Raw genomic sequence first — 14,920 nt, 5'->3', positions numbered from 1 at the left:
ATAAACAGGCAGGAATCCGTTCTTGCCTGTTTTTTTACGTGGATTGATGGAACTTTAAAACGGGGGAGAAGACCTTATGTATGTGATGAAACAAAGCGGTTGGCTTGAAGTCATCTGCGGCAGTATGTTTTCTGGAAAGTCGGAAGAATTGATTCGGAGAGCCAAAAGGGCCACCTTTGCCAAACAAGAAGTAAAAATATTCAAACCATCGATTGATAACCGATATAGTACAAGCTCAGTTGTGTCACATAACGGTTCATCATTAGATGGGATTGCAGTAGCCTCACCAAAAGACATAATAACGCACATATCAGAAAGAACCGATGTCATTGGCATTGATGAGGTGCAATTTTTTGATGAGACAATCATTGACATTGTCACTCAATTGGCTGACCAAGGCTATCGAGTCATTGTTGCAGGCCTGGATCAAGACTTCAGAGGAGAGCCATTTGGTGTTGTTCCGCATTTAATGGCATGTGCAGAGCTTGTAACAAAACTTCAAGCAGTTTGTTCGGTATGCGGCTCCCCAGCGAGTAGAACACAACGCTTGATCGACGGTAAACCCGCATCCTATGATGATCCTATTATTTTAGTAGGAGCGCAGGAATCATACGAAGCACGATGCAGACATCACCATGAAGTACCAAGACTTGATGTTGGTACAACACTTGACAAATAAAAAAATAGCAAATGCCGCTGTGTTTCGTTTTTCGAGATTTTGGCTGAACACCCATCATTTTTACTTAAATAAATTAAATAACACTACGATTAAATTATCTAATTTTCAACGCTTGCGTTTTGTCATAAGCAGGCATAAAATGACTAACTGTAGTGTAAAGCATTTAAACGAAAAGTTCGATTTCTTGTCATAATTTTTTTGATTAAGGATTTTTCTCCTTAATCGTTCTTTGGATTAATAGTTCACTTTATTTATATTTTAGAAAGAGGGTAGTTTTTGATGAACAACGTGAAGAAAACAAAAGAAGGGTACCTCGAAACCACTTTGACAGGTAAAGATGTATTATCGATTCCAACGTTGAACAAAGGCGTTGCTTTCTCTGAAGAAGAAAGACAAGAGCTTGGACTAGAAGGCTTACTTCCTCCAACGGTTCTAACTTTAGAACAGCAAGCGGAAAGAGCGTACAAGCAGTTTCTAGCTCAGCCGGATCGTCTTCGTCAAAACGTATACTTAAGTGATTTGCAAAACCGTAACGAAGTATTGTTCTACAAGCTTCTAACAGAAAAGCTTCGTGAAATGCTTCCAGTTGTGTACACACCAACTGTTGGTGAAGCGATTCAAGAATACAGCCATGAATACAGAAGACCTCATGGTGTCTATCTTTCAATCGACGACATTGACGGAATCGAGAAAGCATTTGAAAACTTGCACGCAACTGCTGGAGATATTGACCTCATCGTTGCAACTGACTCTGAGAGTATTCTTGGAATTGGTGACTGGGGTGTTGGTGGTATCAACATCGCAATCGGTAAATTAGCTGTTTACACGGCTGCAGCAGGTATTGATCCTAGCCGCGTGATTCCAGTTGTATTAGATGTTGGAACAAACAATGAAAAATTATTGAATGATCCATTATACATTGGGAACCATCACAAACGTGTACAAGGTGAAAAATACGAAGAATTCATTGATGCTTATGTGAAGGCAGCACTTAAATTCTTCCCGAAAGCATTGCTTCACTGGGAAGACCTTGGAAACAAAAATGCGCGTAACATCATGAAAAAATACAACGATAACATCTTAACATTCAACGATGATATTCAAGGTACTGGTGCCATTACTTTAGCGGGTGTTCTTGCAGCTGTCAAGAAAACTGGTACTCAATTAAAAGATCACCGTGTTGTCATCTTCGGAGCTGGATCAGCTGGAATCGGAATCGCAGATCAAATGCGTGACACAATGGTTCTTGAAGGTCTAACTGAAGAAGAAGCAAACAATGCATTCTGGACATTAGACTACAGAGGATTGCTCACAGATCAATTTGAAGATGAAGTGCTTGATTTCCAAAAACCATACCTGCGTACTTCTGATGAAGTAGAAGGCTGGGCACGCGATGAAAAAGGACAAATCTCATTTGCTGAAACTGTTCGCAGGGTGAAGCCGACCATCCTTATTGGTACATCAGGTCAAGGTGGCGCATTCACTGAAGAAATCATTAAAGAAATGGCAGCTCATACAGAGCGTCCAGTGATCATGCCAATGTCTAACCCAACACCGCTTGCTGAAGCTGTGCCAGAGGATCTATTCAAATGGACTGACGGCCGTGCGCTTGTTGCAACAGGAAGCCCATTCGAAAACGTTGAGTATAACGGAATTGAACATGAAATCGGACAATCAAACAATGCGTTCGTTTTCCCTGGACTTGGACTTGGTTCAATCGTAACAGAATCAAAAATCATCACAAAAGGCATGTTCGTTGCTTCTGCGAATGCAATTGCTGAAATGGTTGATCATGAGAAACCAGGTGCTGGTCTTCTTCCAAGTATTGATAAATTGCAAGAAGTGTCAATTCATGTGGCTGTTGAAGTAGCAAAAGCAGCAATCAAAGATGGAGTCGCTAGAAAAACGCCTGACAACATCGAACAAGCTGTGAAAGACGCAATGTGGATTCCTGAATATAAAAAAATTGTAAGAGCATAATAAAATGTGTAACGCGGCATTGCTTCGGGTAATCTAAGCAATGCCGCAATAAATAAGAAACATGTAAAGGATTTAAGGAGGAAGAGTAAGATGGACTTTTTAAATATTTTGATCCTCCTAGCACCGATTTTTTTCGTTATCGCGCTGGGTTGGTTCGCAGGACACTTCGGCAGCTATGACGCTAAATCTGCAAAAGGTGTAAGTACACTTGTAACAAAGTATGCTTTACCAGCGCACTTTATCGCCAGTATTCTGTCAACACCAAAAGATAAATTCTATAGTCAAATTCCATTTTTCGTTGCATTGATTTTCGGAATCGTTGGTTTTTATATCATTATCCTTTTAGTTACGAAATTTGCTTTTAAATATGACTTAACAGATTCTTCTGTTTTCTCGTTAAACTCAGCACAACCGACCTTTGCATTTATGGGGATTCCGGTCTTGGGCAGTTTATTTGGAGCTCAAGAGGTTGCAATTCCGATTGCGATTACCGGAATAGTTGTAAATGCAATGCTTGATCCAATTGCAATTATTGTCTCAACTGTCGGTGAAAAAACAAAAGGAAAAACAAAAGACGGCGAAAGCTTCCTAAAAATGACGACAAAAGCAATTTTGCACGGTTTATCAGAGCCGCTTGCACTTGCACCGTTAGCCAGTATCATTCTTGTTCTTTTAGGATTTAAACTTCCTGCAATCGGACATGAAATGTTAGAGGAAATTGGCAGCGTCACATCAGGTGTGGCATTATTCGCAGTCGGTGTCACTGTTGGTATCCGCAAAATTAAATTAAGCTTGCCAGCCTTCAGTATTGCATTGCTAAAAGTAGCTGTACAACCATTACTTATGTATTTTATTGCCGTTCTTATGGGTCTTTCGACTGATGAAATTACAAAAGCTGTATTGCTTGTTGCCTTCCCAGGTTCAGCTGTTGCAGCAATGATCGCAACACGATTTGAAAAACAAGAGGCGGAAACTGCATCCGCATTTGTGATCAGTGCCATCATGTCACTCATCACATTACCGATCATTATTGCACTTACCGTATAATATAGTAGAAAGGCTGCCAAACGAGGCAGCCTTTCTTAGCGAAATGAATGAAACAGAGGGAAGAGTACACGCTTTTTTTTGATGTCGGGGTGTGCGATTTCCTTTTTTTCTTCTACTTGTGACGGTTGTTTCAAGGCTGCGGCGAGGCGGTCAAATTTTGTGGATAAGTCTTCAATTTCTCTGCGGTGCTGAAGCAGCTGATACGATACACCTTCATCTGCCTTTTTAGCCAATTTCCGTTCAAGCTCTTGCAGGCGGTCTTCTACATCAGTGACGTGTAATTGCTGCTGAATGAGCGCTTTCACTTGTTTTTCTAATGCTTCAATCCGCTGTATAGAGACATCAGCTTCGGCAGCAGGTGCTGATTGACGAACGGTTTCCTTATGGATTGGCAGTTGAATATCTTGGAGGATCACACCTTCACTCATTTGGTGTTTGACCTCTTTGAGCAGCTGTACAATATCTTCATGAAACTCATAATGTCCAAGTTCATTTCGGGCGACAGGGATGTTGAGCTGTTTGACCCAACGCTGAATCGTCTTTGAAGAAACACCAATTTCCTTTGCAACCTCATTAGTATTCAAACCAAATGCCCTCCCTTTTTTCAATTACAAGTACCATTCTCTTTTAAGAGTTCCTGTTCCTTCACGTTAGACAAAACAAGTAACCAATCGCCAAAGATCGTGTTTTCTAGCGAAAAATTGCAGGAATTCAATTGTTTTGGAAATTTTTTTGACTGTCATACCCCGCTATACTATAATTAGACTGTTACGCACAAAACAGAGGTGAAGACCATGTTAGACCGTTTAAAATCAATTGAAGAACGCTATGAAAAGCTAAATGAATATTTAAGTGACCCTGAAGTGGTGAACGACCCTAAGAAGCTTCGTGAATATTCGAAAGAACAATCCGATATTCAAGAAACTGTTGAGGTATATAGACAATATCGTGCGGCATACGACCAGCTGAATGATGCGAAAGCAATGCTCGAAGAGAAGCTGGATGCCGAGATGCGCGACATGGTCAAAGAAGAAATTTCAGAGCTCACAGAAGAAACGGAACGTTTAGAAGACGAGCTGAAAATCTTGCTGATCCCGAAAGATCCGAATGACGATAAGAACGTTATTGTGGAGGTTCGTGGTGCAGCAGGCGGAGAAGAGGCTGCTCTTTTTGCAGGAAATCTTTACCGTATGTACAGCCGTTATGCTGAAATGCAAGGCTGGAAAACGGAAGTCATGGAAGCAAGTGTCACTGGCACAGGCGGTTATAAAGAAATTATCTTTATGATCAGCGGGAAAGGCGCGTACTCCAAACTAAAGTTTGAAAATGGTGCACACCGCGTGCAGCGTGTTCCAGAAACAGAATCAGGCGGACGGATCCATACATCTACTGCGACAGTCGCTGTATTACCTGAAGCTGAGGAAGTTGAAATTGATATCCATGAAAAAGATATCCGTGTGGATACATTTGCATCAAGCGGACCTGGCGGACAAAGTGTCAATACGACCATGTCTGCTGTTCGATTAACTCACCTTCCAACAGGTGTTGTTGTGTCCTGTCAGGATGAGAAATCACAAATTAAAAACAAAGAAAAAGCCATGAAAGTACTTCGTGCGAGAATTTATGATAAATTCCAGCGTGAAGCACAGGCTGAATATGATCAAACACGTAAATCTGCGGTTGGAACAGGGGATCGTTCAGAGCGTATCCGTACGTACAACTTCCCGCAAAACCGTGTAACAGACCACCGCATCGGATTGACGATTCAAAAGCTTGATCAAATTTTAGAAGGAAAACTTGACGAGGTCATTGATGCACTAATTATGGAAGACCAAGCAAGAAAGCTTCAAGATGCAAAATAAAGAGCGAACAATCTTCGAAGCCCTTAAATGGGCTTCTTCTTTGTTAACGGAAGCTGGCAGAGACCAAAATGCAGCAGAACTCCTGTTGATGCATGTGCTCGGCTGGAGCAGAAGTGAGCTTCTTGCACGATTTCATGATGCGCTGCCTGAGGAGCAAGATCAACTGTTCAGCAAATTTGTGACACAGCATAAGGCGGGTGTTCCTGTTCAGCATTTAACGGGTGTTGAATTCTTTTACGGACGTCCTTTCGAGGTGAACAAGCATGTTCTTATTCCTCGTCCTGAAACGGAAGAAGTTGTTCTGGCGGCGCTCAATTTGGTAGGTGACGTTTTCCCGCCCGATCAGCGGCTCAAAGCAGTTGACGTTGGCACAGGAAGCGGAGCCATTGCAATTACGCTGGCTCTTGAAAAAAAATCACTATCTGTCACAGCGACTGATATCTCACAAGAAGCGCTTGCGGTAGCAAAACGGAATCAACAAGCGCTCGGTGCAGACGTTCATTTTTTACATGGGGATTTGCTTGAACCGGTTATAGCTCAAGGCATTAAAGTAGATGTATTTATTTCCAATCCACCTTATATTGCGGCGGAAGAAATGGATAGTCTGTCTGAGGTTGTGACGAAGCATGAGCCGGTGAATGCGCTGACGGACGGACGTGATGGCTTGTGGTTTTATCAGCGTCTCGTTCATGATCTTCCCAGCGTGCTGAGTGATCAGGCAGTTGTTGTCTTTGAAATTGGACATACGCAAGGTCAAGATGTCACAGTGCTTCTTGAGCAGGCATTTCCTAAAGCGGATGTCTGTATCGTCAAAGATATTAACGGAAAAGATCGAGCTGTTTGCGCACACATTCAAAACGGAAAGTCCGGCTGAAGAAAGCCGGACTATTTTATTATGTAAAGATGAAACTTATGGTAAAAGAGAAACGTATATATAGAAGAATGAACATTCTGATCATGATTTTTTACATAAATTTGTTTTGAAGGAGCGAATGGTGTGAACAAAAGGTATGCGATGGTGTTGGTCATCGTCAGTGTACTATTGATTGTGAGTGCTTGTGGTAAACCGAGCTTTAAAAAAGAGGCAGCAGCATTTGGAGAAAGCTATAAAAAAGCACAATACACAGTGAATCGAACGGATGACCTATCTGACATGAAAGAGAAGCTGAAGGTTTATTTAACCGAACATGAATATCAAGAATATACACAAGACAGCATGTTCCCGAGCATATTAGAAGCGGCAAAGGATCAAGATTGTCAAATCAAGCTGAAGAAAATTACGTTTACGCCTTCAGATGAAAGCGATGACAGAATTGAATTTAACTATGAAATGGTGATCCAATTTATCGATCAAAAAGGAAAAGTCAAAAAAGAAATCGAGAAAAAAGGAGCCATGACTGTCATCAAAACAGAATCTGGTTTAAAAATCAGCCGAGATTGGGATGGGAGACTATACCCTTCTGACTACCAATCCTCACTCAAAAGTCGTTCTTAATGAGAACGGCTTTTTTGTTTTTGACTCATAATCTATTAAAAAAATCATGTTGACTGTTTATGAGATGGGTTTCCTGGACACAATGTTTGTAGCGAAGAGAAAAAGTGGGGGGAACACACAATGTTGAAAAGTAAAACGATGATTTGTCTTTATATGTTTCTATTATTATGCGGTGCTTTTGCAAATCTTGGCAGAGAGGAGACAGCGGCTGCTTCTGCAAATCAGCCTGTTGTCATACCAGATGAAGCGATTCGATTACGCATTTTAGCAAATAGTGATCGTTCAGCGGATCAGGATGTGAAAAGAAGTATTCGTGACGAGGTCAATGCGAGTATGACAGAGTGGGTCAAAGACCTCACATCCATTGAAGAAGCAAGACGTGTCATTCGATCAAAGCTGCCAGAAATCAATCGTATCACCAAAGCGAAATTGAAGGAACAGCACATAGATCAATCCGTATCGGTCAGTTTTCAAAAAGCTTCATTTCCAACAAAGCTCTATGGAAATTTCGTCTACCCTGCTGGGAAATATGAAGCCATTTTAATTACGCTTGGAGAAGGAGACGGAGCCAACTGGTGGTGTGTGTTATTTCCGCCGCTCTGCTTTATCGATTTTTCAAACGGAGAAGCCATCGCCTCACCAGAAGGGGATGATGATAAACAAGTGACAGCGCAGCAAACGAAAGAGTCTGTTAATGAAGTGGTGAAAGAAGAGGAAGAAGAGACAGGTGAAGTGAAGTTCTTTTTGTTTGAATGGGTCTCTAGTCTTTTCTCTTAAAAAAGGTATAAATCGGTTTTTGCCTCATAGAGTTGAAGTAAGAGAACAAAAAGAGGTGAAAGCATGTATTATCAATTAAGAATAGCCGCAGAACAAGATGTCCCGGCGATCAATGCTTTTCTTGAAAAGGGACAAGCAAAAGGCGGAGTAACGCTTGCGGAGCGAACGGCATTTGTAGTGATGGAAGATGCGGATGGTCAGCTGGCAGGCTGCTTAGGTCTTGAACAGCTCAATGAACAAGAGGGATTGCTGCGGTCTCTTGTCATATCAGATAAGCTCGGTCAGGGACACATTGTCTCTTTGTTCCAAAGTGTTCAAACGCTCGGTGAAAAAATGGGTGTGGATACTTTTTATGTCGTCGCAAACCATTCCTCTTCCCATGATTTTTTGGCATTAATGGGCTTTACGCCTTTAGAGGAAATTCCAGAAAGCATATGGAGCTCAGCACATGCAAAAGAGACATTGGGGAAAGAACAGGCTGTGGTCCTGCAAAAAAAAGGCAGTTAATCACAAAATGATGGACTTATACACATACTTATCCACTACTAAACAAGCGTTATCCACAAATTGTGGACAACGCTTGTTTTATTGATCATCATCTTTTATACTTTCAAAAGGATAATTGAGATATATCAACAGTTTTATCTTTTTTAAAAGGAGTTTGTATGATGTTAAATACAAAAAGGTGGTCTGTGGATTTAGAAAAGGATTTATCCACATACTATCCACAAATTAAACAGGCGGCCGATCTGCTGCAGCAAAATGAAGTGGTTGCTTTCCCGACAGAGACCGTTTACGGACTCGGGGCAAATGCGAAAGAGACAGAAGCCGTTATGAAAATTTATGAAGCGAAAGGGCGTCCGAGTGATAATCCGTTGATTGTTCACATTGCGGAGGTTCAGCAGCTTCACGAATTTGCACAAATAGAAAGCGAAAAAGCGAAGGCGCTGATGGATGCCTTTTGGCCGGGCGCCTTAACCATTGTTCTTCCGTGTAAGCCGGGCACTTTATCAAAGCAGGTTACAGCAGGTTTATCCACAGTAGGTGTGAGAATGCCTGATCATCCCATTGCGCTTGAGCTCATCCGAGCAGCTGGTCTGCCAATTGCTGCACCAAGTGCCAATCGTTCGGGAAAACCTTCACCAACACAAGCTGATCATGTAGCGAGTGATCTCGAAGGAAGAATCGCTGGGATTGTGGATGGCGGTTCAACTGGAATTGGCGTTGAGTCAACGGTTGTATCCTGTGTCGGTGAGACCCCAGTGATTTTAAGACCAGGCGGAATTACAAAAGAAGCATTAGAAGAGGTCGTGGGGACGGTGAGTGTGGACCCAGGGCTGACAAAAAAGGACGAAGCGCCTGTATCGCCGGGAATGAAATACACACATTATGCACCTGAAGCCAAGATGTATATCTTTCATGGAAGTGATAAAGACATGCAGCGTCACATACAGAAATACAAAGCTGAAGGGCTAAAAGTCGGAGTGCTGACAACAGAAGAAAAGAAATCGCTGTTTGCGGCAGATGTTGTGTACAGCTGTGGATGGAGAGAAAAACCTGAAACGGTTGCCGCAAACCTTTATCGTGTACTGAGACAATTTGATGAAACAGATGTAGACTTGATTATTTCAGAAGCCTTTTCAGAGCAGGGAGTTGGTTCTGCCATTATGAACCGTCTGCAAAAAGCCGCAGGAGGGCGTACACTCCCTTCGTTCCAATAGTTCTAACCTTTCTTGGACAAACATAGGTTAAAGAAGAATGTGTGTCCAAGGGGGATTTACATGAACGAACTAGCTGGCGAATTGCTGACACTCAGCATCATGGCTTTTGCACTTGGGATGGATGCTTTTTCGGTTGGACTTGGTATGGGAATGATTCAGCTGAGGATCCGCCAGATCATTTATATTGGACTTGTTATTGGGATATTTCATATGTTTATGCCGCTTTTTGGCATGCTGACAGGTCAGCTCTTATCTGGATGGCTTGGACTTCTTGCCACCTATATTGGCGGGGCGCTGCTTTTGGTGCTGGGACTGCAAATGATTGTTGCTTCTATCCGCAAAGAGGATAAGCCCTTTATTGCACCAGTTGGGGCTGGTCTTGTTCTTTTTGCGACAAGTGTAAGCCTAGACAGCTTCTCCGTTGGTTTAAGCCTCGGGATTTACGGTTCCCAGGTGTGGATGACTATATTATTGTTTGGTTTTTTTAGTATGCTCCTCACATGGTTCGGATTATTACTCGGTAAACAGGTTCGGTCATGGGTTGGTTCATATAGCGGCGCGCTTGGCGGAATCATTTTACTAGCCTTTGGTATCAAATTATTATTTCCGCTCTAGCCAGTCTCCTTACATAACATGTAGAATGAAATGCTATATAATAGAAGAAAAGGAGGGCGAAAGATGAAAATCTTATTTGTTTGTACGGGAAATACATGCAGAAGTCCAATGGCTCAAGCCCTTTTTGCTTCCATTGCAGATGAAAAAGGTTTAGAGGTCACTGTAAAATCAGCGGGCATTTTTGCCTCCGATGTAGGGAAGGCTTCTCCTCAAGCGATCGAAGCATTATTTGAGAAAAGCATTCCACTGAATCACTCATCATCAAAATTGACAGAGGATCTTCTGCGCGAAGCTCATTACGTCTTCACGATGACGATGCAGCATAAACAGTTGATTGCAGAGCAATATGCGCATGCAAAAGGCAAGGTCTTCACTTTAAAGGAATTTGCGACAGGAACAGAAGGCGATGTATCCGATCCGTTTGGAGGAAGTCTTTCTGTTTATCAGGAAACTCGAGATGAACTAGAAGCCTTGCTGTATCAGCTCGCTGAGAAGCTGAAAAAAGATCATCATAATAGATAACTTGTAAAACCGTTGCCTCAACGGTTTTTCTGCTATTGTTTGCAAATCACTAGGCAGAGGTTAAAATATAACTGTAAATAAAGAATGAATGTAAGACATAACAGATCAACTCACCCTTAGGAGGAATTGCCAGATGAAAGTAGCCATTGCATCCGATCACGGCGGAACGAATATTCGTGAAGAAATCAAACAACTGATGGATGAATTGAAGATTGAATACATTGATATGGGTTGTGAATGCGGATCAGGTTCTGTAGACTACCCAGATTATGCTTTCCCTGTAGCCAATATGGTGGCAAACGGAGAAGTCGACCGCGGCATTTTAATTTGTGGGACAGGCATCGGCATGAGCATCTCAGCAAATAAAGTAAAAGGAATTCGCTGTGCATTGGCTCATGATACATTTAGTGCGAAAGCAACGAGAGAACATAATGATACGAACGTTCTTGCAATGGGAGAGCGAGTGATTGGACCAGGATTAGCACGTGAGATTGCGCACATTTGGCTGACGACAGAGTTTACAGCAGGACGCCATGCTGTGCGGATTGGCAAAATTGCTGATTACGAAGAAAAGCACCTATAAGGAGCGCTTAACATGAACATTGGTCAAGATTGGCTTGAAATGTTAAAAGAGTTTCATCAAACAGTTGAATTGCATGCCGGGCAAATCTTAGTCATTGGCTGCAGTACGTCAGAAGTGGCTGGTGAGCATATTGGTACTGCTGGAAGTGAGCAAATTGCTGCCTCTATCTATCAAGAATTGGATCAGTTAAGACGAGAGACCGGCATCGAGCTCGCCTTTCAATGCTGTGAACATCTAAATCGTGCCCTTGTTGTTGAAGAAGAAGTGGCTTTCCGTTTTAACCTGGAGATCGTAGCTGCAGTACCTGTCCGTAAAGCGGGTGGTTCGATGGCGGCTCATGCGTATCAGCAAATGGAACATCCTGTATTGGTCGAATGCATTGAGGCACATGCTGGAATTGATATCGGCGATACGTTAATTGGGATGCACTTAAAGAGAGTCGCTGTACCTGTCCGCCTCAGTCGTCATCGATTAGGACATGCACATGTGACTTTTGCGAAAACGCGTCCGAAGCTGATTGGCGGAGAACGAGCCGTTTATACAAGATCATAGCTTCGATATATTTCTAATATAATGTTGAATGATGAAGACGCTTTACCACTTGAATATTCGGGTTTTCATAAAAAAGAAGTCGATTTTCCAAAAAAAACTTTTACATTTTACTCAAAAACCGTGTACAATGAGATGGTGAAAACATCGAATGGAAATAGATTGGAGAGGATTTCGCTGATGAAACATTTACCTGAGCAAGACGCACAAGTATTCAAAGCAATTCAACTAGAGCGGAAACGCCAGCAGGACAAAATCGAATTAATTGCATCAGAAAACTTCGTAAGCGAAGCAGTCATGGAAGCACAGGGCTCTGTATTAACAAACAAATACGCTGAGGGCTATCCTGGTAAACGCTACTATGGCGGCTGTGAACATGTAGACGTTGTGGAAGATATCGCACGTGACCGCGCAAAAGAAATTTTTGGCGCTGAGTATGTGAACGTACAGCCTCACTCAGGTGCTCAAGCGAACATGGCCGTATACTTTACAATTCTTGAGCATGGCGATACAGTACTTGGCATGAACTTATCACATGGCGGGCATTTAACACATGGAAGCCCTGTAAACTTTAGTGGTGTACAGTACAACTTTGTAGAATATGGTGTAGATAAAGAAACTCAGCATATCGACTATCAAGATGTACTTGAAAAAGCACGTGAACATAAGCCGAAACTCATCGTTGCGGGTGCAAGTGCATACCCACGCCAAATTGATTTCAAAAAGTTCCGTGAGATTGCTGATGAAGTCGGTGCTTACTTTATGGTCGACATGGCTCACATTGCTGGTCTTGTTGCAGCAGGTCTTCATCCAAATCCAGTTCCTTACGCAGATTTTGTGACAACGACAACTCACAAAACATTACGCGGACCTCGCGGCGGAATGATTCTATGCCGTGAAGAGTTTGGTAAAAAGATCGACAAATCGATTTTCCCTGGTATTCAAGGTGGACCACTGATGCATGTCATCTCTGCAAAAGCTGTTTCTTTCGGTGAAGTATTGAACGGAGATTTCAAAACATATGCACAAAACGTCATTGATAATGCAAAACAACTAGCTGAAACTCTTTTATCTGAAGATATTCAGCTTGTATCTGGCGGAACAGATAACCATCTTGTTCTCATCGACTTGCGTTCTCTTGGCATCACAGGAAAAATTGCAGAAAACGTTCTTGATGAAATCGGTATTACAGTGAACAAAAATGCAATTCCTTATGATCCAGAGAAACCATTTGTCACAAGTGGTGTACGTGTAGGTACAGCAGCAGTAACAAGCCGCGGTTTTGATCAAGAAGCGATGAAAGAAGTCGGTTCCATTATTGCACTTGCGCTAAAGCATCATGAAGATGAAGCGAAATTAGAAGAGGCGAAAAAGCGTGTATCTGATCTTACGGCCCGTTTCCCTCTATATAACGAATTAGATTATTAAAAACAGACCCATTTGCCTATATTTGGCATGTGGGTTTTTTTTGTAGGATTTGCGAATCATATTGAAAGATGATGTCTTTTTATGTAGAATTGTAGGAAGTGTGCAAAGTTCACCGGAAGATGACAGAAAAGGAGTTGTAGCAAGCAATGGCAAAGGTTTATGTATTTGATCACCCGCTTATTCAGCACAAACTTACATATATTCGTGACGTTCATACAGGAACTAAAGAATTTAGAGAGCTAGTGGATGAAGTCGCAACATTAATGGCATTTGAAATCACAAGAGATTTACCGCTTGAAGAGGTAGATGTAGAAACACCTGTACAAGTAGCGAAATCAAACGTGATCTCAGGGAAGAAACTCGGTGTTGTGCCAATTTTAAGAGCAGGTCTTGGAATGGTAGACGGGATTTTGAAACTCATTCCAGCTGCTAAAGTGGGACATGTTGGTTTATACCGTGATCCGAAAACATTAAAGCCTGTTGAATATTATGTGAAGCTTCCATCTGATGTGGAAGAACGTGAATTTATCGTAGTAGACCCAATGCTTGCAACTGGCGGCTCTGCAGTCGAAGCGTTAAACAGCTTGAAAAAACGCGGTGCGAAAAACATTCGCTTTATGTGTCTGATTGCTGCCCCTGAAGGTGTAGAGGAAATGCAAAAGCATCATCCAGATGTTGATATCTACATTGCAGCATTAGATGAGAAACTAAACGAAAAAGGTTACATCATCCCAGGTCTTGGTGATGCTGGTGACCGTATGTACGGAACGAAGTAAGAAAGTCTTAATAAAAGCCCACATGCAAACGTGCATGTGGGCTTTTTGAAATATATGACAAACGGTTGATACCGTTCTTAGAAAAATCAATGTATACTGAACATTGGCTGTTTTTTTCAATGATTGTCACATCTCTCCTAAAGTTTGATGAAATTGTGAACATTTTGTGTGCTCTATCACTATAGAAAAGTTTTTTAACTTTCAACCGATTGACACATCATAGACGCTATTGTATGCTAAACGAGGGTATTATGGTAAGGTTTTCATAGCCTATAGCACTCTACTAATCCTCATTGTGAACCCTTTAATAATCAGGGTTTGTATCAACGAATGAAGCAGCATCCCATAGATCTAAAGATTTCAAGTCTGATTGTGCAATTAGACCGATGGGTGATTGATTTTTTTCGAATAGGACGGCTTATCATAAGCGTCTTCTACGCAGTTTTCATCACCATTTATCACCTTTTTTACAATACTTTTCATCGGGAGTCAGATGAATGAACGATCCAAACGCGATTTTCCGCAGACAGAGTAAATACATGTTCTATCTATTGGCAATTTTTGTGTTTGGCTATGCCATGCCTGGTTTTAAACCACTGTTTCTTGGTTTCATTATCGGCACAATTTTTGCTTTCTTTAATTTATTCCTACTTATACGGAGAATGCACGCTTTTGATCGAGCGGTTAAAAAAGGAAAATCCATTCGTTCAATGGGAAGTACAGCCAGGTGGGCCAACGCGATTCTCGCAGTAGCGATTGCTTGGCGTTACCCTAATGAAGTTCATCTGGCAGGTGTTGTTATAGGATTAATGACAATATATCCTGTCATTATGATAGATTCCTTCATTCAACTTAAACGTTCTACTATGGAAGAGAGGTGAATACT

At 41.8% G+C, this 14,920-nt stretch carries 17 protein-coding genes; 16 read left to right on the top strand and 1 reads right to left on the bottom strand.

Annotated features, from left to right (window positions below):
* Positions 1-76: 76 nt before the first annotated feature.
* From NSS80_RS18075 to NSS80_RS18065, 3 genes are all read left to right on the top strand, one after another.
* On the top strand, positions 77-679 hold the full coding sequence (locus NSS80_RS18075) for a thymidine kinase (RefSeq protein WP_024426350.1): 603 nt from the start codon (positions 77-79) through the stop codon (positions 677-679).
* 279 nt (positions 680-958) lie between these two features.
* Positions 959-2,659, top strand: a complete 1,701-nt coding sequence (malS, locus tag NSS80_RS18070) for an oxaloacetate-decarboxylating malate dehydrogenase (protein ID WP_024426349.1) — start codon at positions 959-961, stop codon at positions 2,657-2,659.
* A gap of 90 nt (positions 2,660-2,749) precedes the next feature.
* Complete coding sequence (locus tag NSS80_RS18065) at positions 2,750-3,706, top strand: AEC family transporter (protein WP_342498369.1); 957 nt, start codon at positions 2,750-2,752, stop codon at positions 3,704-3,706.
* Positions 3,707-3,741: 35 nt separating this feature from the next.
* Here NSS80_RS18065 and racA read toward each other — a convergent pair whose 3' ends face one another.
* Positions 3,742-4,290 (bottom strand): chromosome-anchoring protein RacA, encoded by a 549-nt coding sequence (gene racA / locus NSS80_RS18060; protein WP_024426348.1) that lies wholly within the window; start codon positions 4,288-4,290, stop codon positions 3,742-3,744.
* A gap of 210 nt (positions 4,291-4,500) precedes the next feature.
* Here racA and prfA point away from each other — a divergent pair, with 210 nt between their 5' ends.
* From prfA to NSS80_RS17995, 13 genes are all read left to right on the top strand, one after another.
* Entirely contained in the window at positions 4,501-5,568 is a 1,068-nt protein-coding gene (gene prfA, locus NSS80_RS18055) for a peptide chain release factor 1 (RefSeq protein ID WP_024423741.1), read from the top strand.
* On the top strand, positions 5,558-6,442 hold the full coding sequence (gene prmC / locus NSS80_RS18050) for a peptide chain release factor N(5)-glutamine methyltransferase (RefSeq protein ID WP_041115511.1): 885 nt from the start codon (positions 5,558-5,560) through the stop codon (positions 6,440-6,442). Before prfA ends, prmC begins: the two co-directional genes overlap by 11 nt.
* 141 nt (positions 6,443-6,583) lie before the next feature.
* Entirely contained in the window at positions 6,584-7,063 is a 480-nt protein-coding gene (locus NSS80_RS18045) for a hypothetical protein (RefSeq protein ID WP_034281451.1), read from the top strand.
* Positions 7,064-7,186: 123 nt separating this feature from the next.
* Positions 7,187-7,840 (top strand): stage II sporulation protein R, encoded by a 654-nt coding sequence (gene spoIIR / locus NSS80_RS18040; RefSeq protein ID WP_227001750.1) that lies wholly within the window; start codon positions 7,187-7,189, stop codon positions 7,838-7,840.
* A gap of 63 nt (positions 7,841-7,903) precedes the next feature.
* Entirely contained in the window at positions 7,904-8,347 is a 444-nt protein-coding gene (locus tag NSS80_RS18035) for a general stress acyl- n-acyltransferase (RefSeq protein ID WP_252049873.1), read from the top strand.
* A 161-nt stretch (positions 8,348-8,508) separates the two neighbouring features.
* On the top strand, positions 8,509-9,561 hold the full coding sequence (locus tag NSS80_RS18030; RefSeq protein WP_080769779.1) for an L-threonylcarbamoyladenylate synthase: 1,053 nt from the start codon (positions 8,509-8,511) through the stop codon (positions 9,559-9,561).
* Between the two features lie 60 nt (positions 9,562-9,621).
* Entirely contained in the window at positions 9,622-10,176 is a 555-nt protein-coding gene (locus NSS80_RS18025; protein ID WP_041115514.1) for a manganese efflux pump MntP family protein, read from the top strand.
* Positions 10,177-10,239: 63 nt separating this feature from the next.
* Positions 10,240-10,698 carry a low molecular weight protein arginine phosphatase gene (locus NSS80_RS18020; RefSeq protein ID WP_041115515.1) on the top strand — a complete coding sequence of 153 codons (459 nt, stop codon included), beginning with the start codon at positions 10,240-10,242 and terminating at the stop codon, positions 10,696-10,698.
* Positions 10,699-10,831: 133 nt separating this feature from the next.
* Positions 10,832-11,281 carry a ribose 5-phosphate isomerase B gene (rpiB, locus tag NSS80_RS18015; RefSeq protein WP_003214714.1) on the top strand — a complete coding sequence of 150 codons (450 nt, stop codon included), beginning with the start codon at positions 10,832-10,834 and terminating at the stop codon, positions 11,279-11,281.
* A 12-nt stretch (positions 11,282-11,293) separates the two neighbouring features.
* Positions 11,294-11,833, top strand: a complete 540-nt coding sequence (locus tag NSS80_RS18010; protein ID WP_041115516.1) for a TIGR01440 family protein — start codon at positions 11,294-11,296, stop codon at positions 11,831-11,833.
* A gap of 177 nt (positions 11,834-12,010) precedes the next feature.
* The gene (gene glyA, locus NSS80_RS18005) at positions 12,011-13,258 is read left to right on the top strand and encodes a serine hydroxymethyltransferase (RefSeq protein WP_034281450.1); all 1,248 of its coding nucleotides are present in this window, start codon (positions 12,011-12,013) and stop codon (positions 13,256-13,258) included.
* A gap of 146 nt (positions 13,259-13,404) precedes the next feature.
* Complete coding sequence (gene upp / locus NSS80_RS18000; protein WP_003214553.1) at positions 13,405-14,034, top strand: uracil phosphoribosyltransferase; 630 nt, start codon at positions 13,405-13,407, stop codon at positions 14,032-14,034.
* A 497-nt stretch (positions 14,035-14,531) separates the two neighbouring features.
* The gene (locus NSS80_RS17995; protein ID WP_024423731.1) at positions 14,532-14,915 is read left to right on the top strand and encodes an ATP synthase subunit I; all 384 of its coding nucleotides are present in this window, start codon (positions 14,532-14,534) and stop codon (positions 14,913-14,915) included.
* The last annotated feature ends 5 nt before the right edge of the window (positions 14,916-14,920 follow it).

Origin of the sequence: Bacillus sp. FSL M8-0350 (assembly GCF_038593345.1) — a bacterium.
Classification (GTDB): domain Bacteria; phylum Bacillota; class Bacilli; order Bacillales; family Bacillaceae; genus Bacillus; species Bacillus safensis.
The sequence above is the reverse complement of the archived record's forward strand: the minus strand, read 5'-3'. Positions and strand labels throughout refer to the sequence as shown.